Here is a 23,017-nt window from a genome sequence, read left to right as displayed (position 1 = left end):
AGCCTGCTCGCGAATGCGGTGTATCAGTCAGCATTCATATCGACTGACACACCGCATTCGCGAGCAGGCTCGCTCCCACATGGGATCTACGTTGCCCGTTGTTATGCGGTTTTCCAGGTGATTTCTTCTTCACCATCTTCGCTGATGCGCATCCAGCGATCGGCGGTTTCTTCGCCTTCCTCTTCGACCCACGTCCCCGGTGCGCAGCGCACTTCGACGTTCAGCGCGGCAAAGGCTGCGCGGGCGCAGGCGATGTCGTCTTCCCATGGCGTCTGGTCGCTTTCCAGGTACAGGCTGTTCCACTTGCCCACGGCTTTCGGCAGCCAGGTCACCGGGATGGTGCCGGCCTTGCACTTGTACGTCTGACCTTTCTGTACCCAGTCACTGCACGGGCCCAACGCGGCGCCGAGCCAGGCGGAAATGGCCTTGTGGTCGACGTCGGCGTCTTTCAGGTAAATCTCGATATCCGGTTGGCGCATGGATGTCCTCACTGCGGGTCTGAAAAATCCATTCGCGGATTTAGCCGGCCCCGGGCACTCGCCCGGAACCAAAAGTTATTTAAGAACGAAATAATCGTAGCGCATCGACACGGTGGTCTCGAACGGCTCGGCCTGTTCGATCACCGCCGCGCGACGCTCGGCACTGGCGCGCCAGCCGTGGGGGGTCATCGCCAACAGGTTGGCGCGATCCTCGGGCTTGTCCAGCGTCAGTTTGAATTCCAGCGTTTCACTGTGCGCCAGCGCCATGCCTTCAGGCACCAGGGCCAGATGCTTGTCGTCGGTGTATTCGCGCACTTCATCGTACAGGCGCTCGCGCAATTCCATCAGATGGCCGCGGGTCGGGCCGACTTTCATCAGACCGCCGCCCACGCTGAGCAGACGCTTGGCCTCATCCCAGTCCAGCGGGCTGAAAACGCTGGCGAGAAACTGGCAACTGCCCGACGCCAATGGCACGCGCGCCATGCTGGCGATCAACCAACTGATTGCCGGGTTACGCTTGCAGGCGCGTTTGACGGCCTCGCGGGAGATATCCAGCGCGTAGCCGTCGGCGTCCGGCAAAGCCTCGGCGATTTGCGCGGTGTAGTAACCCTCGCCACAACCAATATCGACCCAGCGATCCGGCGCATAACTGGCCGCCAGTTCAGCCAGGCGCCTGGCCACCGGCGCGTAATGCCCGGCGTTCAGAAAGTCGCGGCGCGCCTCGACCATCGCCTGGTTGTCGCCTGGATCACGGCTGTTCTTGTGCTGCACCGGCAACAGGTTCAGGTAACCCTGACGCGCGCGGTCGAAGCGGTGGCCGGCGGGGCAGGCAACGCCGTTATCCACCGCGTTGAGCGGTTCACTGCAGATGGGGCAAGCGAGCATCAGGCGAGCAACTTGATCAGGGTCTGGTAGTAGATCTCGGTCAGCACATCGAGGTCCGCCGCCAGAACGCGCTCGTTGACCTGATGAATGGTCGCGTTGACCGGGCCCAGTTCAACCACCTGCGTGCCCATGGTCGCGATGAAGCGGCCATCGGAAGTGCCGCCGCTGGTGGACGCCTTGGTCTCGCGTCCGGTGATGGTCTTGATGCTCGCCGACACCGCATCGAGCAGTGCGCCCGGTTCGGTCAGGAACGGCAGACCGGACAGCGCCCAGTCGATGTGCCAGTCCAGATCGTGCTTGTCGAGAATATCGGCGACGCGTTTTTGCAGACCTTCAACGGTCGATTCGGTGGAGAAGCGGAAGTTGAACACCGCCACCAGATCGCCCGGAATCACGTTGGTCGCGCCAGTGCCGGAATTGACGTTGGAGATCTGGAAACTGGTCGGCGGGAAGAAGTCGTTACCGTGATCCCAATGCTCGGCGGCAAGTTCCGCCAGTGCCGGGGCGGCGAGGTGGATCGGGTTTTTCGCCAGATGCGGGTAGGCCACGTGACCCTGAATGCCCTTGACCGTGAGCTTGGCGCCGAGCGATCCGCGACGGCCATTCTTGACCACGTCGCCGACCAGCGTGGTGCTCGACGGCTCGCCGACGATGCACCAGTCCAGACGCTCGTTGCGCGCAGCCAGACGCTCGACCACCGCTTTGGTCCCGTGATGCGCCGGGCCTTCTTCGTCGCTGGTGATCAGGAACGCGACCTTGCCCTTGTGGTTCGGGTAGTCGGCGACGAAACGCTCGGCGGCAACGGTCATCGACGCCAGGCTGCCTTTCATGTCTGCTGCACCACGGCCGCAGAGCATGCCGTGTTCGTCGATCACCGCGTTGAACGGGTCGATCTGCCATGCGCTGACCGGGCCGGTCGGCACCACGTCGGTGTGGCCGGCGAAGCACAGCACCGGGCCTTCACCGTTGCCGTGGGTGGCCCAGAAGTTATCCACATCTTCAATGCGCATCGGCTCCAGGGTGAAACCGGCATCGCCCAGGCGCTGCATCATCTGCTTCTGACAATCGGCGTCGACCGGCGTCACGGACGGACGGCGGATCAGGTCGATGGCGAGCTGGAGGGTCGGCGAAAGGTCGGCGTGGGCCGTCATGGAAAACTCCGGAATCATGGGGTATGAGCTTGGGCTTCTAATGTGGGAGCGAGCCTGCTCGCGAAAGCGGTCTACCAATCACCTTAAAGGTTGAATGCTACAAAGCCTTCGCGAGCAGGCTCGCTCCCACAGGGGATTGGGTTTGATCAGTCAGACCCTGTATGCCGCCAAGCCCCGCAAAATGGCAGTTATCTTAAAGCAAAACGGCGACCATTGGCCGCCGTTTAGTGCATCGATGCCGATTTAGACGACCGGTGCGGCTTCCTGCACTGCGGCAGGTTTGGGCAGCGACGACAGGAACGCCATGATCAGCGCCGCCAGATACGGCAGCGATTGCACCAGCAGCATCACCACCCAGAAGCGCATGTCATTGCTTGGCATGCCGTTGACCAGAAAGATCCCCAGCGCCGCGCCCCACAACAGCAGCATGATGAACACTTCTTCGCGCGCCTCGGAAATCGCCACCCAGAAACCATGGTTGTCGGCGTTTTTCGGTGTGCGGAAGAACGGAATGCTGCTGGTGAAGAAGCCGTACAGCACCGCTTTGGCGATGGTGTGCGACAACGCCAGCCCGGCCAGCGCCGCGCAGAATGCATCCTTGAGATTGACGCCAACCGCGCGACGATAAAGGAAGATGATCTTGCCGACCTTGAACACGAACAGCGCCAGTGGCGGGATCGCGAAAATCAGCAGCGGCGGATCGACCCGTTGCGGCACGATGATCATCGCCGCCGACCACAACAGTGCGCCGACGGTAAAGAAGATGTTCATGCCATCGGCGACCCATGGCAGCCAGCCGGCGAGGAAGTGGTAGCGCTGGCCGCGGGTCAGCTCGGTGTCCTTGCCGCGCAGCAGACTGGCGGTGTGGCGCTTGATGATCTGGATCGCACCATAGGCCCAGCGGAAACGCTGTTTCTTGAAATCGATGAACGTATCCGGCATCAGGCCTTTGCCATAACTGTCGTGGTAATACGCCGCCGACAGGCCTTTTTCGAACACGCGCAGACCCAGTTCGGCGTCCTCACAGATGCACCAGTCGGCCCAGCCCAATTCTTCCAGGACCGAACGGCGGGTCATGGTCATGGTGCCGTGCTGAATGATCGCGTCACGGTCGTTGCGAGTGACCATGCCAATGTGGAAGAAGCCTTTGTATTCTGCGTAGCAGAGCTTCTTGAAAGTGCTTTCGTTCTGGTCGCGATAATCCTGCGGCGACTGCACCACAGCGATTTTCGGGTCGGCGAAGTGCGGCACCATGTGCTTGAGCCAGTTCGGGTGCACGCAGTAATCGGAGTCGATCACCGCGATCACTTCGGCGTCCTTGGCGGTGTGCGGAATCAGGTAGTTCAGCGCACCACCCTTGAACCCGGCCAGCGGCGCAACGTGGAAGAACTTGAAGCGCGGGCCGAGGGTCGCGCAGTAATCGCGCACCGGCTCCCACACTGCCGGGTCCTTGGTGTTGTTGTCGATGATCAGTACTTCATAGTCTGGATAATCGAGCGCGGCGAGGGCGTCGAGGGTCTGTTTGACCATCTCCGGCGGCTCGTTGTAGCACGGCACATGGATCGAGACTTTCGGGCGATAGCTGGAGTCGCCGACCACCGGCAGGAATTCACGCCGACGCTTGTGAATCCACACCGCTTCGGCCAGTTCATGAGCCTCGGTCAGCAGCACGATGAACACCCCCAGCGCACCGAGCGCCAGAAGGAAACCCACTGTCAGGCTGAACCACGTGCTGTATTGCTGGCTGTAGTCGTAGCCGATGTACACCAGCACCGAACCGCAGAGGAACGCGATGAAGGTCAGGAACGTGCGGCCGCGCTGGCGCAGGGCCGAGCCATCAATCATCAGCAGAGTCAGCGACAACAGCGCCAGCACCACCGAGCCGATGGCCAGTACGCGCCACTGCGGAATCGCCACCACCGGGCCTTCGAAATTGAATTTCTGCTGGCGCGCAGCGTTGAACACGCCCCAGTAAGCGCCGACCGAGCCTTCGTCACTGGCTTTCCACGGCTGATCGAATGCTTCGATCACGAAGTAGTTGAAGCCCTGGCGGTTAAGCTTGTTGACCAGAGTACGCAGGTAAATGGCCTGGTCGGCCGGCGATGCATCGGCGCCACCGCGCATGCGACCGTTGCTCGGCCAGCCGACTTCGGAAAGCAGCAGCGGCTTTTTCGGAAACAGCTTTTTCAGATCACGCGCGCGGTCGAAGACGAACTGGCCGGCCTTGTCGACCGGAATGAATTCCCAGTACGGCAGAACGTGGGCGGCGATCAGGTCAACGTGCTTGGCCAGTTGCGGGTATTTCTCCCAGATGTGCCATTGCTCGGAAGTCGTCACCGGCACTTTGACCGCCGCACGCACGCGATCCAGCAGCACGATCAGCGCTTCAGGAGTGATTTCTTCACGGAACAGCGCCTCGTTGCCGACCACCACGCGCACCACGCTGCGCGAAGTGTTGGCCAGTTCGATGGCTTTGGTGATTTCCCGCTCGTTGCGCTCCTGATCGGGGCTGATCCAGATACCGAGGGTCACACGCAAACCAAACTCTTCAGCCAGTTTCGGTATGTCGCCCAGCGAGCCGTCGACCGAGTAGATGCGGATGTTGTCCGTCAGCTTGCTCATGATCTCCAGATCACGGCGCATTTCGTCGTCAGTCGGGTACTGATCTTTCTGTGGGAATTGTCCCTGCTGGAATGGCGAATAAGAGAAACCAGAGATCTGCTCCGGCCAGTTCGGCGCTGACACCGGGCGGTTGATCAACGCCCAGAAACCGCTGAAAAGCGCAGCGATGGCCAGCACGACCACCAGGTTGAGTCCAAATTTACGCGATGACATAGCTATTTCGGGTTCCAAAGGCTGTGGAACGAAGGATCGGTCGGATAGACGCTCGAGGGGCGCGCATCCTACACCGGCGCTTCACCAGTCGTACAACTGACGGGAAAATGCCTGACATTGGGCAGTCGTCTCTGACTTAAGTTCTTACACTTGTCGCTTGCAGCTTAAAACTTGTCGCTGCGTAGCCCTATAATGCGCGCCGGTTTTTGGGGTAATGGTCATGAGTACAGAAGATCCGCGGTTTGCAGGCATCGCCCGTTTGTATGGCATCGAAGGCCTGGAACGCTTGCGCGCCGCCCATGTGGCGATCGTCGGTGTCGGCGGTGTCGGTTCCTGGGCGGCGGAAGCCATGGCCCGTTGTGGTGTCGGCGAGATTTCGCTGTTCGACCTCGACGACGTCTGCGTCAGTAACGCCAACCGGCAGTTGCACGCGCTGGACAGCACCGTCGGCAAGCCCAAGGTCGAGGTGATGGCCGAGCGTCTGCGCGGAATCAACCCGGACTGCACCGTGCATGCGGTCGCGGATTTCGTCACCCGTGACACCATGGCCGAATACATCACGCCGGACATCGACTGTGTGATCGACTGCATCGACGCAGTCAACGCCAAGGCAGCGCTGATCGCCTGGTGCAAGCGCCGCAAGATCCAGATCATCACCACAGGCGGCGCCGGCGGGCAGATTGATCCGACGCTGATTCAGGTGTGCGATCTGAACCGCACCTTCAACGACCCGCTGGCTTCGAAAGTGCGCTCGACGTTGCGTCGCGATTACGGCTTCTCGCGCACCGTGACTCGGCATTACAGCGTGCCGTGCGTGTTTTCCACGGAACAGCTGCGCTATCCGAAGCCGGACGGCAGCATCTGTTTGCAGAAGAGTTTTGTCGGCGACGGCGTGAAGCTCGACTGCGCCGGCGGGTTTGGCGCAGTAATGATGGTCACGGCAACGTTCGGCATGGTGGCGGCGACCAAGGCTGTGGACAAGATTGTTGCCGGGGTTCGCCGGCCTTCGGACCGTATCAAGCCGCAGTGATCGTTCCCACGCTCTGCGTGGGAATGCCTCAACGGACGCTCCGCGTTCGGCTTTGGATGGGACGCAGAGCGTCCCTGGCTGCGTTCCCACGCAGAGCGTGGGAACGATCGGTCAAGGCGATCAGCCTGCCAGCTCATTCATCCGCTGGAGCACGGCATTGAGGCCATTGCTGCGCGAGGGCGATAGCTGGCGCGACAGGCCGAGCTGATTAAACCAATCAGGCAAATCAATCTGCTTCAACTCAGCCGCCGACAAACCGTTAACCCGCAACAGCAACAGCGCCACCAACCCGCGAATCATCCGCGCATCGCTGCTCGCCGCGAATTGCCAGTGACCGTCGCGCAACTCACCCACCAGCCACACCTGACTTTCACAGCCATGTACGCGGTTGGCCTCGCATTTGTCTGCATCTTCCATCGGCGGCAAGCGATCACCAAACTGCATCAGCAATCGCGCCCGCTGCTCCCAGCCCGACGCGCTCTGAAACGTCTGCAGCGCCTCGGTCGCTTCGATCGGCAGGCTCATCGCAACATCTCCAGCGCTTGATCCAGCGCCTCGAAAAAGCGCTCCAGATCTTCCGAATCGTTGTACAGCGCCAGCGACACGCGAATCGCCCCCGCCAGTTCGAAACGTTTCATCAGCGGCATGGCGCAGTGATGCCCGGCGCGCACGGCGATGCCCTGTTCGGTGAGCAGATGCGCCAGGTCAGCGTTATGCACACCCTCGACGACGAAACTGGCCAGTGCCAGTTGCGGCTTGCCGAGCAGGCGGATGCCGTTGCGCGCGGCGAGACCGCGCAGCAAGTAGTCATGCAGCGCCGCTTCATGGGCAGACACCGCGTCCTGATCCAGGCCAGCCAGGTAATCAAGGGTGGCGCCAAGCCCGATCACGCTGGCAATCGGCGGGGTGCCTGCCTCGAAACCCAGTGGCGCCGGGCGAAAGCGCGAGTCGTGATAGTGGGCTTCCAGCACCATCTCGCCGCCGAACTGCCACGGCTTGAGCTGTGCAAGCGCCGCGTTGCGCCCGAACAGCACGCCGAGGCCGTCGGGGCCATACAGCTTGTGGCTGGAAAACACATAAAAGTCGCAACCCAGCGCTTGCACGTCGTGCCGACCGTGAACCACACCTTGCGCGCCATCGACCACGGTCAGTGCATTTTGCGCCTTGGCCATGCCGAGCAAAGCAGTCAGTGGCTGCCAGGCGCCGAGCACGTTGGACAACTGACTCACCGCCAGCAAACGCGTACGCGGGCCGATCAGGTGCACCGCAGCGGCGAGGTCGATCAGACCGTCAGCGTCCAGCGGCAGGATCACCAGTTTCAACTGACGTCTCAGAGCCAATTGCTGCCACGGCAGCAGATTGGCGTGATGCTCCAGGGCGCTGATGACAATCTCATCGCCCGGCTGGAATAAGTGTTCCAGCCCATACGCCAGAAGATTCAGCGCGCTGGTGGCGCCGTGGGTAAAGATGATCTGCCCGCTGTCACCGGCATTCAGCCACTGCGCAACCTTATGGCGACTGTCTTCGAACGCTTGCGTGGCATGCGCGCCGGGCAGGTGCTGTGCGCGATGCACGTTGGCCGCGCCGTTGGCGTAGTAATGCGTCAGCGCATCGAGCAGGGCTTGGGGTTTTTGCGTGGTGGCGGCGTTGTCCAGATAGGTCTGGTCCTGCCGTTGCAGAGCGGCGATGGCCGGGAAATCGGCGCGCCAGGGGGAGGGAATCATCATGTTAGCGGCCCGAGAGGGTGTGCGCCTGACCCTGTGGGAGCGAGCCTGCTCGCGAAAGCGTCTTAAAGGACGCCAAAAGCTTCGCGAGCAGGCTCGCTCCCACAGGTATTTGTGTGGCTGCTTAGTTGTGAGCGTGCAGCGCTTCGTTCAGTTCGATCGCCGATTTGTGGGTTTTGCACTCCACGGCACCGGTTACTGAATTGCGACGGAACAGCAGGTCCGATTGACCGGCCAGTTCACGCGCTTTGACAACCTTGACCAGATTGTTGTGCTCGTCGAGCAACGCAACCTTGGTGCCGGCAGTCACGTACAGGCCCGACTCAACGGTGTTGCGGTCGCCCAACGGGAAACCAATACCGGCGTTGGCGCCGATCAAGCAGCCTTCGCCAACCTTGATCACAATGTTGCCGCCGCCCGACAGGGTGCCCATGGTCGAGCAACCGCCGCCCAGGTCCGAACCCTTGCCGACGAATACACCCGCGGAAACGCGGCCTTCGATCATGCCCGGGCCTTCGGTGCCGGCGTTGAAGTTGATGAAACCTTCGTGCATGACGGTGGTGCCTTCACCGACGTAGGCACCAAGACGCAGACGCGCGGCGTCAGCGATACGCACGCCGGCCGGAACCACGTAGTCGGTCATTTTCGGGAACTTGTCCACCGAGAACACTTCCAGCAGTTCGCCGCGCAGACGCGCTTCCAGTTGCATTTCCGCCAGTTCGCTCAGGTCGATGGCGCCTTGGCTAGTCCACGCTACGTTCGGCAGCAGCGGGAAGATGCCGGCCAGGCTGACGCCGTGTGGCTTGACCAGACGGTGCGAGAGCAGGTGCAGCTTGAGGTAGGCCTCAGGCGTCGAAGTCAGCTGTGCGTCTTCAGCCAGCAGGGTCGCAACCAGCGGCTTGTGGCTCTCGGCCAGACGGGTCAGCAGCTTGCCTTGCACGGCGTCAATGCCTTTTACCGCTTCGGCCAGTTGCGCAGCCTGGGCGGTGGTGAAGGTGATGGCCTGGTTGCCTTCGGTGTAACCAAGGATCGGTGCAACGGCAGCGACCAGTTCGGCCGAAGGGTTAAGCAGGGGCTGTGCGTAGAACACTTCCAGCCACGCGCCTTGACGGTTCTGGGTGCCGACACCGAAGGCGATGCTGAACAGGGAATTGGACATGGGAATACCTCTACAAAGAGTGACGGGCTGCTTACTTCAGAGCGGCCGCGTAGATATCTGGCTTGAAGCCAATCAGGGTTCGGTCACCGAGATCGAGCACCGGGCGCTTGATCATCGAGGGTTGCGCGAGCATCAGTTCGATGGCTTTCGACTGGTCGAGATCGGCTTTGCGTTCGTCGTCGAGTTTGCGAAAGGTCGTGCCTGCGCGGTTTAGCACAGTCTGCCAGCCGTGTTCGTCACACCATTGGGTCAGATGTTCACGGTCGATACCGGCGGTCTTGTAATCATGAAAATCGTAGCTGACAGCGTGTTCATCGAGCCAGGTGCGCGCCTTTTTCATGGTGTCGCAGGCTTTGATGCCGAAAAGGTGCAATGTTTTGCTTGAAACGGCCAAGGAATCGCCCCCTTTGCAGGTGCTGGAAAAAAATGGTGTCGGATTATGCCATGACCAAACGGTTTAGTCGGCCACGGTTGTCGTAACGCTGTAAAACCTGTGGGAGCGAGCCTGCTCGCGAAGGGGCCATGTCAGCAGATATCAATGTTGGCGGGTGTACCGCATTCGCGAGCAGGCTCGCTCCCACAGGTTGATTTGGTCCAACCGTGCGACATAGGTGCAACGGTCAGACGCATCCTGAGCGGTTAATATGGCAATTGAACGCTGTCGATGGTCCGGAATCTACGCTTTATGCAAACTGCTTACACCGTCCTGATCCTGCTCATGCTGGTCGGCGTCTCGCGTCTGATCGGCCGGGTCGTTCCGCTGCCACTGCCGCTGGTGCAAATCGCCGCCGGCGCCTTGCTTGCCTGGCCGACCCTTGGCCTGCATGTGGCGCTCGACCCCGAGTTGTTCCTGTTTCTGTTCCTGCCACCGTTGCTGTTCTCCGATGGCTGGCGCATGCCCAAGCGCGCGTTCTGGCAGTTGCGCGGGCCGATCCTGACACTGGCGGTGGGGCTGGTGCTGTTTACCGTGGTCGGCGCCGGGTATTTCATTCATTGGCTTTTACCGACGATTCCGCTGCCGGTGGCTTTTGCCTTGGCCGCCGTGCTATCGCCGACCGACGCCGTGGCTGTTTCGGCCATCGCCCAGAATCGTTTGCCGACGCCGCTGATGCACATATTGCAGGGCGAGGCGCTGATGAACGATGCCTCGGGCCTGGTGACGTTCAAGTTCGCCCTTGCGGCTGCAATCACCGGGGTGTTTTCGCTGACCAGTGCCGGTTTTAGTTTCGTCGTGGTAGCCCTCGGCGGATTGGCCGTCGGCGTGGCCTTGAGCTGGCTGGTCGGGCGCTTGCGCGCCTGGATGATTGCGCGTGGCTGGGACGATCCGGCCACCCATGTGGTGTTCATGTTGCTGCTGCCGTTCGCCGCCTATGTGCTGGCCGAACGTCTCGGCGTGTCGGGCATCCTTTCGGCGGTCGCGGCGGGTATGATGCAGAGCTGGCTCGATCTGCTGCCACGGCAGACCAGCACGCGGCTGCTCAATCGCAGCGTCTGGTCGCTGCTGGAATTCGCCTTCAACGGCTTGATCTTCCTGCTGCTCGGCCTGCAATTGCCGGACATCATCAAAGCCGTGGTCAGCCACGAGCCGACGTTGTGGCCAACGCTTTTTTATCGTTGCCTCGACGTGGTGGCGATCTTCCTCGCGTTGGTATTGCTGCGTTTTGTCTGGGTGCAGAGCATCTGGCGCTTGTCGGTACTGCTGCGTCGTTTGCGCGGCAAGGGCGAGTTGACTCAAGTGCCGACCGCGCGTTCCTGCTGGTTGCTGACGGTCGGCGGCGTGCGCGGGGCGGTGACGCTGGCGGGTGTGATGTCGGTGCCGATGCTGATCGGCGCGCAGGCGTTTCCCGAGCGCGATCTGCTGATTTTCATCGCCGCCGGGGTGATCCTGCTGTCGCTGGTTTCGGCGTGCATCGCCTTGCCATTGCTGTTGCGCGGTATCGAAAAAAGTCCCGACGACAAACGCCGTCAGGAGGTGCGCGACGCCTGGCGCAAAACCGCCGAGGCGGCGATTCATGCGCTTGAGACTGAAGAGGCCGTCCCGCAGGACGCCGCGCAAGCGGCACTGGCGGCCGAACTGAAGGCGCGGATCATGTCCGAATATCGCCATCAGCTCGACGTCTTCAATGATTCGGCGGAAGCCCAGGCGTTGGCCTTCCAGATGGATCTGCTCGAGCGGCGCTTACGGTTGAAAGCGCTGCGAGCGCAGCGTCTGGAGTTGTACAGCCTGAGCCGTCATCACCAGATCGGTGATGACGTCCTTAGAGAAGTGCTTGGCGAGCTGGACTTGAGCGAGGCCAATCTGGGGCAGGTGAAATAACAGGCGCATTGCCCGCACCAGAAGCCCCGGTGCGGGCATTGGCCGGTTATTGCTGGCGGGTGACGAACGCGCGAATACGCTCCGCCGCTTCAACACATTCGGCCAGCGGCGCAACCAGCGCCATACGCACCCGGCCTGCGCCCGGATTGACGCCGTCGACATCGCGGGACAGGTAGGAACCTGGTACCACGGTCACGTGCTCCTGCTCGAACAGGTCGCGGCAGAACGCTGCGTCGTCACCTTGCACGTTCGGCCACAGGTAGAAGCTGCCATCCGGGCGCTGCACGTCCATCACCGGGCTGAGGATTGCCAGCACGGCATCGAACTTTTCGCGGTACAGCGCGCGGTTTGCGCGTACGTGAACTTCATCGTTCCACGCGGCCACGCTGGCCAGTTGTGTTTGCACCGGCATCGCGCAGCCGTGGTAGGTGCGATACAGCAGGAAGCCTTTGAGGATGTCGGCGTCACCGGCGACGAAACCGGAGCGCAGGCCCGGCAGATTGGAACGCTTGGACAGGCTGTGGAACACCACGCAACGCTTGAAGTCCTGGCGGCCCAGTTCAACGCAGGCGGTGAGCAAACCGGGCGGCGGGGTTTGTTCGTCGAAATACAGTTCGCTGTAACACTCGTCGGCGGCGATGACGAAGTCGTACTGGTCGGCCAACGCAATCAGCTTTTTCAGGGTTTCAACCGGGATCAAGGCGCCGGTCGGGTTGCCCGGCGAGCACAGAAAGAGGATCTGGCAGCGTTTCCAGATATCCGGGGAAACGGCGTCGAAGTCCGGGTTGAAGCCATTCTCGTCGAGGCACGGCAGGTAATGCGGCTTGGCCCCGGCAAGAAACGCCGCGCCTTCGTAGATCTGATAGAACGGATTAGGGCTGACCACTAAAGCATCGTCGCCACGGTTGACCACGGTCTGGGTGAACGCGAACAGCGCTTCACGGGTGCCGTTGACCGGCAGCACGTTGCGCGCCGGGTCGATCCAGCCGTTCGGTACGCCGAAACGCCGCTCGCACCAACCGGCAATGGCTTCACGCAGGGCCGGAATGCCTAGGGTGGTCGGGTACACCGCCATCTGGTCGAGACTGTTGGCCAGTGCTTCGGCGACAAAGCCTGGCGAGCGGTGTTTCGGCTCGCCGATCGACAGAGCGATCGGGCGCTTGTCCGGGTTCGGCGTCACGGTGCCGAGCAGGGCACGCAGCTTTTCGAACGGGTACGGCTGGAGCTGATTCAGAGCGTTGTTCATGGGGGCCTCGGTCAATGTGGGGTTGGCATTGCCGCGCTAGCCAGGCTGGAACAAACCCTGTGGGAGCGAGCCTGCTCGCGAAGAGGCCGGCCTGTTCAACATCCATGTGTGTTGAATGACGCCTTCGCGAGCAGGCTCGCTCCCACAGGCATTTCATTGCCATGCCTGGATCGGAGCGCGCCGTTTCCCACAGGGGAAATTCATGGTTCAGATACTGATTCGGGACAGCTTGATATCCGGTTCCTGATTGACGCTCAACTGCTCGACGATCGCATCCTGCAGGCGGCTGCACAGCAGCGGGTCGGACAGCGGCTGATTGTGCGCGTCGGTAATGAAAAACACGTCTTCCACGCGCTCGCCCAGGGTCGCAATCTTGGCGTTCTGCAGCGACAGGTCGAACTCGAGGAAAATCCCACCAATGCGGGCCAGCAGGCCGGGGCGATCAGGCGCCGTCAGTTCGAGTACCGTCACTGGGCGCTGCGCATCGTTGTGAATCGTCACTTGCGGCGCAAAGGCAAAATGCTTGAGCTGGCGCGGCACGCGGCGCTGAATGATCGTCGGGTAGTCGTCGGGATCACGCAGGGCTTCGGTCAGGCCTTCGCGGATCTGCTTGACCCGCGTCGGGTTGTCGCCAATCGACTCGCCTTCGTTGTCGAGCACGATGTAGGTGTCGAGGGTGAACTGGCTGCTGGACGTGATGACACGGGCGTCGTGAATGTTCAGGTTCAACTGGTCCATCGCCGCCACGGTCACCGCGAAGAAATCATGCTGGTCGGGGGCATAAATGAAGATCTGCGTGCCGCCCTCGAACTCGCGCTGGGTGGTTTCCTTGATCAGCACCAGCGGCCCGCCATCGACCGGCTGCTGCAGGATCGCATCGCTGTGCCAAGCCACGTCACCCGCGGTGTGACGCAGGAAATAATCATCGCCCAACTGCGCCCACAACTGCTCGACATCGTCCGGGTCGGTCCCGCCTCGCACCAGGATATCCAGCGCGGCGCTTTGCGTCTGCCGTATCTGCTCTTCGCGATCCACCGGATTTTCCAGGCCACGGCGCAGGGCGCGTTTGGTCTCGGTGTAGAGCTGGCGCAGCAGGCTGGCGCGCCATGAATTCCATAGGGTCGGATTGGTCGCGTTAATATCCGCCACGGTCAGCACGTAGAGATAGTCGAGACGGATTTCATCGCCGACGGCCAGGGCAAAATCGTGAATCACCTGCGGATCGGACAAATCCTTGCGCTGGGCGGTGGTCGACATCACCAGATGATTCTGCACCAGCCAGACGATCAGGCGGCTGTCCCACACCGGCAACTGGTGGCGCTGGCAGAACGCCTCGGCATCGACCGCGCCGATTTCCGAGTGGTCGCCATGCCGACCTTTACCGATGTCGTGGTACAGGCCCGCCATGTAGATCAGCTCGGGCTTGGGCAGCTTGGCCATCAGCTTGGCGGCCAGCGGGAATTTCTCCGACACCTGGGTGTACTGCAGTTTACGCAGGTGTTTGATCAGGTTCAGCGTGTGCGCATCGACTGTATAGATGTGGAACAGGTCGTGCTGCATTTGCCCGACGATAAAACCGAATTCCGGCAGATAGCGGCCAAGAATGCCGTAACGGTTCATCCGGCGCAGGTTGCGGTGGATGCCGATCTTGCACTTGAACAGCTCGATGAACAGGCTGGTGTTGCGAATATCGTTGCGGAAGTTGTCGTCGATCAGGTGGCGGTTTTCGCGTAGCAGACGAATGGTGTCAGCGCGCACGCCTTTGATTTCCGGCTGTTGGGCCATCAGCACGAAGATTTCCAGCATGGCGAATGGCGTGCGGCGGAACACGTTGTCGTTGCGCGCCTCGATATAACCGTCGTGGAGCTGGAAGCGTGAGTTGATCGGCTGCGGCGGCGCTTCGTCTTCCGGGGCGAGGATGACTTCTTCGAAGTGCTGGATGATCAGATCGCTGAGCTGGGCGATGCTCATGACCGTGCGGAAATACTGCTGCATGAAGTTCTCGACCGCCTGTTTGGCATCGTCGCCTTCAAATCCGAGCAGGCCGGCGATGGTCCGCTGGTGATCGAACAGCAAACGGTCTTCGGAGCGGCCGGCGAGCATGTGCAGGGCGTAGCGCACTTTCCAGAGAAATTCCTGGGAGGAGGCGAGCAGGGCGTTTTCGCTTTCGACCAAGAAACCTTCGCCGGCGAGGGCGCGCAGGTTCAGGGTGCCGTACTGACGCCGGGCCACCCAGAGAATCGTTTGGATGTCGCGCAGGCCGCCGGGCGAGCCTTTGACGTTGGGTTCGAGGTTGTATTCGGTGTCGTTGTACTTGTGATGGCGAGCCTTTTGTTCGGCGCGCTTGGCCAGGAAAAACTCCTTGGCCGGCCACATGTGGGCGGTGCTGGTGACGTCGAGCATGCGCTGGCGCAGGCGCTCGGGGCCGCAGATGGTGCGGCTTTCCATCAGATTGGTGACCACGGTCAGATCGGCGCGAGCCTCTTCGGCGCATTCGTCGACCGAACGCACGCTCTGCCCGACTTCCAGACCGATGTCCCACAGCAAGGTGAGAAAACGCTCGATGGAGTCGCGGAAAATTTCATGGTCGGCGCTGTCGAGCAGGATCAGCAAATCGATGTCGGAGTACGGATGCAACTCGCCACGGCCGTAGCCGCCGACCGCGACGAGCGCGATGTCGGCGTCTTCGCTCCAGTCGAACTGCTCCCAGGCCTTTTGCAGGATGTTATCGACGAACCAGGCACGGTCTTCGATCAGACGGCGAATGTCGCGGCCGTTGCGAAAACGCGTGTCGAGGACCTCGCGGGCCTGGCGGATCGCCTTCTTGAACGCCGCGATAGGACTCGCTTTGAGGGCCAGTTCAGCCTGGAACTGGCCGCGGTCGAAGAGTTCGGGATCCACCTGCGGCATCGATTGGCTTTCCTTTATATGAGGCTGGGCGCGTTTATTTGATCAGGCCGAGACGCGCGGGATGGTGTCATCGCTGCGCAAGGTGAAGATCTCATAGCCGGTGTCGGTCACCAACAGCGTGTGTTCCCACTGCGCCGAAAGCTTGCGGTCTTTGGTGATCGCGGTCCAGCCGTCGCCCAGTACTTTGGTGTCGGCCTTGCCCTGGTTGATCATCGGCTCGATGGTGAAGGTCATGCCGGCCTTCAGTTCCATGCCGGTGCCGGCGCGGCCGTAGTGCAGGATCTGCGGCTCTTCGTGGAACACCTTGCCGATGCCGTGGCCGCAGAATTCGCGAACCACCGAGAAGCCGTTCTTCTCGGCGTGCTTCTGGATCACTTCGCCGATGTCGCCGAGGCGGCAGCCGGGTTTGACGATCTCGATCGCCTTGTACATGCATTCCTGGGTGATCTGCGACAGGCGCTCGGCCCAGACCGCTACTTCGCCGACGTGGAACATGCGGCTGGTGTCACCGTGGTAGCCGTCCTTGATCACGGTGACGTCGATGTTCAGGGTGTCGCCGTTTTTCAGCGGTTTGTCGTTCGGGATGCCGTGGCACACCACATGATTGATCGAGGTGCAGATCGACTTCGGGTAGCCCTTGTAATTGAGCGGGGCGGGAATCGCTTGCTGCACGTTGACGATGTAGTCGTGGCAGATCTGGTTCAACTGATCGGTGGTCACGCCCGGTTTGACATGTTCGGCAATCATTTCCAGCACATCGGCGGCCAGTTTGCCGGCGACACGCATGCCAGCGATGTCCTCGGAGGTTTTGAGGTTGACGGTCATACAGGCTCTCTCTGCGCTCGGCGGCGCTTGCGGATACAAACAGGGTGGCCGGTGTGGAATGGGCAACCCGAAAAACGCGATTCTAACAGACGTATGGCGCAATTCAGCGCCGGCGTGCATCGCTTCTCTCTATACAATGGTGCGCCTTGGACCGATTCCAAGGGGGCTGCGTCCACGTCCCTGGTGCGAATACAGATTTCGGGTTCCGTTTCTGCGCACCCTGTGGTATAAAATGCGCCGCTTTCCGGGGATGCCCCGAAAGGCTTAAATCCACACACGTGTCGACACGATGACCTGGGTGCCCTTGGCTTGAAGCCATTGGTTGGTCATTGGGATACGTGGAGGCCAAACCCGACTTATCAAGGAACTATCATGTCCCAAGTCAATATGCGCGATATGCTGAAGGCCGGTGTGCACTTCGGTCACCAGACCCGTTACTGGAACCCGAAAATGGGCAAGTACATTTTCGGTGCGCGCAACAAGATTCACATCATCAACCTTGAAAAAACCCTGCCAATGTTCAACGAAGCTCTGACTTTCGTAGAGCGTCTGGCCCAGGGCAAAAACAAGATTCTGTTCGTCGGCACCAAGCGTTCCGCTGGCAAGATCGTTGCTGAAGAAGCAGCACGTTGCGGTTCGCCGTACGTCGATCACCGCTGGTTGGGCGGCATGCTGACCAACTTCAAGACCATCCGTGCTTCCATCAAGCGTCTGCGTGACCTTGAAGTCCAGGCCGAAGACGGTACTTTCGCCAAGCTGACCAAGAAAGAAGCGCTGATGCGCTCCCGTGACCTGGAAAAGCTGGATCGTTCGCTGGGCGGCATCAAGGACATGGGCGGTCTGCCAGACGCACTGTTCGTGATCGACGTTGACCACGAGCGCATCGCGATCACCGAAGCCAACAAGCTGGGCATCCCGGTCATCGGCGTTGTCGATACCAACAGCAGCCCGGAAGGCGTTGACTACATCATCCCAGGCAACGATGACGCAATCCGCGCTATCCAGCTGTACATGGGTTCGATGGCTGACGCAGTAATCCGCGGTCGCAACAACGTTGCTGGCGGTACTGTAGAATTCGCAGCTGAAGAAACTCAGGCTGCAGCTGAGTAATTGACGCCCTGGCGTTGACTCAGTAAGCAAAAAGGGGGCTTGGCCCCCTTTTTGCCACCTCGAAAACCATTTGTCGGCGCCCACGGCACTGTTTGTAATGTGCGGCAGCTAACAAGGGTGGTTCGGGAAGAATTGAACGCCCGTTCGGTCGGGTGGAATGGTTGAAAACCTATCCAAGAGGAATTTGAAAATGGCAGCAATTACTGCAGCGTTGGTCAAAGAACTGCGCGAGCGTACCGGCGAAGGCATGATGGACTGCAAGAAGGCCCTGGAAAAGGCTGACGGCGACATCGAAAAAGCCATTGATGATATGCGTGCTTCGGGCGCGATCAAGGCTGCGAAAAAAGCCGGCAACGTTGCCGCTGAAGGCGCAATCGCCATCAAATCGAATGACAAGGCAGCCGTGCTGCTGGAAGTCAACTCGCAGACCGACTTCCTGGCTCTGCAAGACGACTTCAAAAACTTCGTTGCTGCCAGCGTAGAAAAAGCCTTCGACGAAAAACTGACTGACGCAGCTCCGCTGATCGCCGCTCAGGAATCGGCTCGTGAGGCTCTGGTTGCCAAAGTCGGCGAGAACGTCAACATCCGTCGTCTGGTACGCGTAGAAGGTGACGTTGTCGGCACTTACCTGCACGGTAACAAGATCGGTGTTGCTGTTGTCCTGAAAGGCGGTGACGTCGAGCTGGCCAAAGACATCGCAATGCACGTTGCTGCAAGCAACCCAGAATTCCTGCTGCCTTCGCAAGTCTCCGACGAAGCGATCGAGCGTGAGAAAGCTGTGTTCCTGCAGTTGAACGAAGAGAAGATCAAAGGCAAGCCAGAAAACATTGTTGAGAATATGGTCAAAGGCCGTATCAGCAAGTTCCTGGCAGAAGCAAGCCTGGTCGAGCAGGCGTTCGTCAAGAACCCTGAAGTCAAGGTTGGCGAACTGGCCAAGAAAGCCGGTGCTGAAATCGTTTCCTTCACTTACTTCAAAGTAGGCGAAGGCATCGAGAAGCCGGTCGACAACTTCGCTGAAGAAGTTGCTGCCCAGCTGGCTGCCGCCAAGCAATAAGACGGTTTTTCAACTGTCGCCGAAAGAGGCTGCCCGCTCACGCGCGCAGCCTCTTTTCAGATCGGGTACCAGTTTTTTATTGGTTTCCGCTTGGAACTGACTTACAAAGCCATGTTCCGATGGCGCTGAAGCAGCGCCAAGCTAGAGTGAACGGCAGCTGTAAACAGCTCGCACAGAATTTTAAATACGCCGCAGGAGAGATTCGCAATGGCTCAGCAGGGCAGTGGTTATCAGGCTCGCTATAAACGCATTCTACTCAAGCTTAGCGGCGAGGCCCTGATGGGCTCGGAAGAGTTCGGGATCGATCCAAAAGTGCTGGATCGGATGGCGCTGGAAGTTGGCCAGTTGGTCGGTATCGGCGTTCAGGTCGGTCTGGTGATCGGCGGTGGCAACCTGTTCCGCGGTGAAGCCTTGAGCAAAGCCGGCATGGATCGGGTCACGGGCGACCACATGGGCATGCTGGCCACTGTGATGAACGCTCTGGCCATGCGCGATGCGCTGGAACGTGCCAATATCTCGGCCATCGTCATGTCGGCCATTTCCATGGTTGGCGTGACCGATCACTACGATCGCCGCAAAGCCATGCGCCACCTGAACTCCAAGGACGTGGTGATCTTCGCTGCCGGTACCGGCAACCCGTTCTTCACCACGGATTCGGCAGCCTGCCTGCGCGCAATCGAAATCGACGCCGATGTCGTGCTCAAGGCGACCAAGGTTGATGGCGTTTACACCGCAGATCCATTCAAAGACCCACATGCCGAGAAGTTCGATCATCTGACTTATGATGAAGTACTGGATCGCAAGCTGGGTGTCATGGATCTGACCGCTATCTGCCTGTGCCGCGATCACAAGATGCCGTTGCGCGTCTTCAACATGAACAAACCGGGCGCCCTGCTGAACATAGTTCATGGCGGCGCTGAAGGGACTTTGATCGAGGAAGTTCAACAATGATCAACGAAATCAAGAAAGACGCCCAGGCGCGTATGCAGAAATCGCTGGAGTCTCTGGCCCACGCTTTTGGCCAGATCCGCACCGGCAAGGCTCACCCGAGCATTCTCGGCAGTGTCATGGTGCCTTACTACGGTACTGACACCCCGCTGAGCAGCGTCGCCAACGTCACCGTAAAAGACTCGCGGACCCTGCAGGTCGTGGCGTTCGAGCGCAACATGCTGGCGGCCGTCGACAAGGCGATCCAGAGCGCCGGCCTGAACCTCAATCCGACCAACCTTGGCGAGTTGCTGCTGATTCCGATGCCGGCTCTCACCGAGGAAACGCGCAAAGGTTTCACCAAACAGGCCCGTAGCGCGGCGGAAGACGCGCGTGTTGCCGTGCGCAACATCCGTCGTGACGCGTTGGGTGATCTGAAGAAGCTGGTCAAGGACAAGGAAATCAGTGAAGACGAAGAGCGTCGTGCCATCGCTGATATCGACAAGCTGACCAAGGAATCCGAGGCCCAGATCACCAAGGCCACGGACGAGAAAGAAAAAGACCTGATGGCCGTATAAGGGTCGAGCTTTAAATGGACAAGACCAAGCAGTCTGCGCCGTCCGCGGTGCCGCGCCATGTCGCGATCATCATGGATGGCAACAATCGCTGGGCGAAAAAACGCTTCATGCCGGGTGTCGCCGGGCATAAAGCGGGCGTGGATGCGGTGCGTGCCGTGATCGAGGTGTGCGCCGAGGCCAAGGTCGAGGTGCTCACCCTGTTCGCGTTTTCCAGTGAAAACTGGCAGCGCCCGGCCGATGAAGTCAGTGCCTTGATGGATCTTTTCTTCAAGGCGCTGCGTCGCGAGGCCAAGCGCCTCAACGACAACAACATCAGCCTGCGCATCATTGGTGATCGCTCGCGCTTTCATCCTGAGCTTCAGGCAGCGATGCGCGAAGCTGAGGCGATGACGGCGGGCGCCAATCGCTTCATCCTGCAGATCGCCGCCAACTACGGCGGTCAGTGGGATATCGCACAGGCCGCGCAGCGTCTGGCCCGTGAAGTCCAGGCCGGGCACCTGCGCCCGGAGGACATCACTCCCGACCTGCTGCAAACCTGCCTGGCAACCGGCGATCTGCCTTTGCCGGACCTGTGCATCCGCACTGGCGGCGAGCACCGCATCAGCAATTTCCTGCTGTGGCAGCTGGCCTACGCTGAGTTGTATTTCTCCGACCTGTTCTGGCCGGACTTCAAACACGATGCCATGCGCAATGCGCTGGCTGATTTCGCATCGCGCCAGCGTCGCTTCGGTAAAACGAGCGAACAGGTCGAAGCTGGAGCCCGGGTTTAATGCTTAAACAACGAATCATCACTGCGCTGATCCTGCTGCCGATCGCCTTGTGCGGTTTTTTCCTGCTTCAGGGTGCCGGTTTTGCCCTGTTCATCGGGCTGGTCGTCAGCCTGGGTGCCTGGGAATGGGCGCGTCTGGCGGGCTTCACTGCACAATCGTTCCGCGTCGGCTTCGCCGCTGTGGTCGCCTTGATGTTGTTCGTCATGTACGTTTTGCCTGGCCTCGCGCCTTGGGTGCTGGGGGCATCGGTGATCTGGTGGGCCGTGGCCACGTGGCTGGTGCTGACTTATCCGCGTTCGAGCGGGCACTGGTCAACCGCTGCGACCAAGCTGGTAATCGGCCTGCTGGTGTTGTTGCCGGCCTGGCAAGGGCTGGTGCTGATCAAGCAGTACCCGCTGGGTAACTGGCTGATCATGGCGGTGATGGTGCTGGTCTGGGGGGCCGATATTGGCGCTTATTTCTCGGGTCGCAAATTCGGCAAGCGCAAGCTGGCGCCGCAGGTCAGTCCGGGCAAGAGCTGGGAAGGCGTGTACGGCGGTCTGGCGCTGAGTCTGGTGATTACCGCGATTGTCGGGCTGGTGCGTGACTGGACCGTCGCCGAACTGCTCAAGGGCTTGATTGGCGCGGCCGTGATTGTTTTCATCTCGGTGGTCGGCGACCTGACCGAAAGCATGTTCAAGCGTCAGTCCGGTATCAAGGACAGCAGTAACCTGCTGCCCGGTCATGGCGGTGTGCTTGATCGCATCGACAGCCTCACGGCAGCGATTCCGGTATTTGCCGTGCTGCTGTGGATGGCCGCGCCGTGAGTCGCCCTCAGCAGATTACCGTTCTGGGTGCTACAGGCTCGATCGGGCTCAGCACGCTCGATGTCATTGCCCGTCATCCCGAGCGTTATCAGGTTTTTGCACTCAGCGGTTTCTCCCGTCTGAGTGAGTTGTTGGCCTTGTGCGTGCGTCATGCGCCGCAATTTGCCGTGGTGCCGCAAGCGGCCGCCGCGCGCAGCTTGCAGGACGATTTACGCGCTGCCGGTTTATCGACCCAGGTGCTGGTGGGCGAAGAGGGCTTGTGTCAGATCGCCTCCGCGCCGGAAGTCGATGCGGTGATGGCGGCGATCGTCGGTGCGGCGGGATTGCGTCCGACTTTGGCCGCCGTCGAAGCGGGCAAGAAAATCCTGCTGGCCAATAAAGAGGCGCTGGTGATGTCCGGCGCCCTGTTCATGCAGGCCGTGCGCAAGAGCGGTTCGGTGTTGCTGCCGATCGACAGCGAGCACAACGCGATTTTCCAGTGCATGCCACACGATTTTGCCCGTGGGTTGGGTGCGGTCGGTGTTCGGCGGATTTTACTCACAGCCTCTGGCGGTCCGTTCCGACAGACGCCGATGAGTGAACTGGCGCATGTTTCACCTGATCAGGCCTGTGCGCATCCGAACTGGTCGATGGGGCGCAAGATCTCGGTCGATTCGGCGAGCATGATGAATAAAGGTCTCGAGCTGATCGAAGCCTGCTGGTTGTTCGACGCCAAGCCTGCGCAGGTCGAGGTGGTGATCCACCCGCAGAGTGTGATCCACTCGCTGGTCGATTACGTCGACGGCTCGGTACTGGCGCAGTTGGGCAATCCCGATATGCGTACGCCAATCGCCAGTGCGCTGGCGTGGCCAGAGCGCATTGATTCCGGGGTCGCGCCGCTGGATCTGTTCGCCATCGCGCGGCTGGACTTCGAGGCGCCGGATGAAGGGCGCTTCCCTTGCCTGCGTCTGGCGCGGCAAGCTGCCGAGGCGGGCGACAGCGCTCCGGCAATGCTCAATGCGGCCAACGAAGTGGCGGTACAGGCGTTTCTCGACGGACGGGTCCGGTACCTGGAAATCGCGAGTATCATCGAGGAGGTCTTGAGCCTCGAGCCGGTGGTGGCCCTGGCTGATCTCGAAGCGGTGTTTACTGCCGATGCCAAGGCGCGTGATCTGGCGCGCCAGTGGCTCAAGCGTCACGATCGATAGAATTTGCAATACATTGGCTACACG

General features: G+C 60.5%; 20 protein-coding genes. 9 read left to right on the top strand and 11 right to left on the bottom strand.

What is annotated here, in order from left to right:
* Nucleotides 1-101: 101 nt before the first annotated feature.
* The 4 genes from ACGSLL_RS13415 to ACGSLL_RS13400 all read right to left on the bottom strand — a co-directional run bounded on the left by ACGSLL_RS13415 (nt 102) and on the right by ACGSLL_RS13400 (nt 5,350).
* Nucleotides 102-479 (bottom strand): hypothetical protein, encoded by a 378-nt coding sequence (locus tag ACGSLL_RS13415; RefSeq protein WP_394506484.1) that lies wholly within the window; start codon nt 477-479, stop codon nt 102-104.
* A gap of 75 nt (nt 480-554) precedes the next feature.
* Nucleotides 555-1,364, bottom strand: coding sequence for a putative RNA methyltransferase (locus tag ACGSLL_RS13410; RefSeq protein ID WP_394506482.1), 810 nt, complete (start codon nt 1,362-1,364; stop codon nt 555-557).
* Nucleotides 1,364-2,515 carry a succinyl-diaminopimelate desuccinylase gene (gene dapE, locus ACGSLL_RS13405; RefSeq protein ID WP_332762662.1) on the bottom strand — a complete coding sequence of 384 codons (1,152 nt, stop codon included), beginning with the start codon at nt 2,513-2,515 and terminating at the stop codon, nt 1,364-1,366. The genes ACGSLL_RS13410 and dapE overlap by 1 nt, the downstream gene beginning before the upstream one ends.
* 243 nt (nt 2,516-2,758) lie before the next feature.
* Nucleotides 2,759-5,350 (bottom strand): glycosyltransferase, encoded by a 2,592-nt coding sequence (locus tag ACGSLL_RS13400; protein WP_394506479.1) that lies wholly within the window; start codon nt 5,348-5,350, stop codon nt 2,759-2,761.
* A gap of 214 nt (nt 5,351-5,564) precedes the next feature.
* On the opposite strand from ACGSLL_RS13400, the gene tcdA reads away from it, so the two are divergent.
* Nucleotides 5,565-6,380: a tRNA cyclic N6-threonylcarbamoyladenosine(37) synthase TcdA gene (tcdA, locus tag ACGSLL_RS13395; RefSeq protein WP_394506477.1), complete on the top strand. Its 816-nt coding sequence runs from the start codon at nt 5,565-5,567 to the stop codon at nt 6,378-6,380.
* Between the two features lie 120 nt (nt 6,381-6,500).
* Here the strand turns inward: tcdA and ACGSLL_RS13390 are convergent, their stop codons facing one another.
* From ACGSLL_RS13390 to ACGSLL_RS13375, 4 genes are all read right to left on the bottom strand, one after another.
* On the bottom strand, nt 6,501-6,905 hold the full coding sequence (locus ACGSLL_RS13390) for a SufE family protein (protein WP_394506475.1): 405 nt from the start codon (nt 6,903-6,905) through the stop codon (nt 6,501-6,503).
* Entirely contained in the window at nt 6,902-8,107 is a 1,206-nt protein-coding gene (locus tag ACGSLL_RS13385; RefSeq protein ID WP_394506473.1) for an aminotransferase class V-fold PLP-dependent enzyme, read from the bottom strand. The genes ACGSLL_RS13390 and ACGSLL_RS13385 overlap by 4 nt, the downstream gene beginning before the upstream one ends.
* Before the next feature lie 121 nt (nt 8,108-8,228).
* Nucleotides 8,229-9,263, bottom strand: a complete 1,035-nt coding sequence (gene dapD, locus ACGSLL_RS13380; RefSeq protein ID WP_394506471.1) for a 2,3,4,5-tetrahydropyridine-2,6-dicarboxylate N-succinyltransferase — start codon at nt 9,261-9,263, stop codon at nt 8,229-8,231.
* Nucleotides 9,264-9,294: 31 nt separating this feature from the next.
* Entirely contained in the window at nt 9,295-9,657 is a 363-nt protein-coding gene (locus ACGSLL_RS13375) for an ArsC family reductase (RefSeq protein WP_093104271.1), read from the bottom strand.
* A gap of 291 nt (nt 9,658-9,948) precedes the next feature.
* Here ACGSLL_RS13375 and ACGSLL_RS13370 point away from each other — a divergent pair, with 291 nt between their 5' ends.
* Nucleotides 9,949-11,580, top strand: coding sequence for a Na+/H+ antiporter (locus ACGSLL_RS13370; protein ID WP_394506469.1), 1,632 nt, complete (start codon nt 9,949-9,951; stop codon nt 11,578-11,580).
* A 46-nt stretch (nt 11,581-11,626) separates the two neighbouring features.
* On the opposite strand, the gene dapC is transcribed toward ACGSLL_RS13370, so the two are convergent.
* From dapC to map, 3 genes are all read right to left on the bottom strand, one after another.
* Nucleotides 11,627-12,826, bottom strand: coding sequence for a succinyldiaminopimelate transaminase (gene dapC / locus ACGSLL_RS13365; RefSeq protein WP_394506466.1), 1,200 nt, complete (start codon nt 12,824-12,826; stop codon nt 11,627-11,629).
* 207 nt (nt 12,827-13,033) lie between these two features.
* Nucleotides 13,034-15,736, bottom strand: a complete 2,703-nt coding sequence (locus ACGSLL_RS13360; protein WP_394506464.1) for a [protein-PII] uridylyltransferase — start codon at nt 15,734-15,736, stop codon at nt 13,034-13,036.
* A 42-nt stretch (nt 15,737-15,778) separates the two neighbouring features.
* Nucleotides 15,779-16,561 carry a type I methionyl aminopeptidase gene (map, locus tag ACGSLL_RS13355; protein ID WP_394506462.1) on the bottom strand — a complete coding sequence of 261 codons (783 nt, stop codon included), beginning with the start codon at nt 16,559-16,561 and terminating at the stop codon, nt 15,779-15,781.
* A gap of 372 nt (nt 16,562-16,933) precedes the next feature.
* On the opposite strand from map, the gene rpsB reads away from it, so the two are divergent.
* The 7 genes from rpsB (at nt 16,934) to ispC (ending at nt 22,993) form a co-directional block, all read left to right on the top strand.
* Nucleotides 16,934-17,671, top strand: a complete 738-nt coding sequence (rpsB, locus tag ACGSLL_RS13350; RefSeq protein ID WP_003222119.1) for a 30S ribosomal protein S2 — start codon at nt 16,934-16,936, stop codon at nt 17,669-17,671.
* 190 nt (nt 17,672-17,861) lie between these two features.
* Nucleotides 17,862-18,725, top strand: a complete 864-nt coding sequence (tsf, locus tag ACGSLL_RS13345) for a translation elongation factor Ts (protein ID WP_016771476.1) — start codon at nt 17,862-17,864, stop codon at nt 18,723-18,725.
* A gap of 207 nt (nt 18,726-18,932) precedes the next feature.
* Nucleotides 18,933-19,676, top strand: coding sequence for a UMP kinase (gene pyrH, locus ACGSLL_RS13340; RefSeq protein ID WP_011332683.1), 744 nt, complete (start codon nt 18,933-18,935; stop codon nt 19,674-19,676).
* Nucleotides 19,673-20,230 (top strand): ribosome recycling factor, encoded by a 558-nt coding sequence (gene frr / locus ACGSLL_RS13335; RefSeq protein WP_258450364.1) that lies wholly within the window; start codon nt 19,673-19,675, stop codon nt 20,228-20,230. The genes pyrH and frr overlap by 4 nt, the downstream gene beginning before the upstream one ends.
* A gap of 14 nt (nt 20,231-20,244) precedes the next feature.
* Nucleotides 20,245-21,000, top strand: coding sequence for a polyprenyl diphosphate synthase (uppS, locus tag ACGSLL_RS13330; RefSeq protein WP_203420932.1), 756 nt, complete (start codon nt 20,245-20,247; stop codon nt 20,998-21,000).
* Nucleotides 21,000-21,806 (top strand): phosphatidate cytidylyltransferase, encoded by an 807-nt coding sequence (locus tag ACGSLL_RS13325; protein WP_394506457.1) that lies wholly within the window; start codon nt 21,000-21,002, stop codon nt 21,804-21,806. The genes uppS and ACGSLL_RS13325 overlap by 1 nt, the downstream gene beginning before the upstream one ends.
* The gene (gene ispC, locus ACGSLL_RS13320; RefSeq protein WP_394506455.1) at nt 21,803-22,993 is read left to right on the top strand and encodes a 1-deoxy-D-xylulose-5-phosphate reductoisomerase; all 1,191 of its coding nucleotides are present in this window, start codon (nt 21,803-21,805) and stop codon (nt 22,991-22,993) included. Before ACGSLL_RS13325 ends, ispC begins: the two co-directional genes overlap by 4 nt.
* Nucleotides 22,994-23,017: the final 24 nt, after the last annotated feature.

This window comes from Pseudomonas retamae (genome assembly GCF_043496865.1).
GTDB classification, from domain to species: Bacteria; Pseudomonadota; Gammaproteobacteria; order Pseudomonadales; family Pseudomonadaceae; genus Aquipseudomonas; species Aquipseudomonas retamae.
This window is presented reverse-complemented; position numbering and strand designations above follow the sequence as displayed.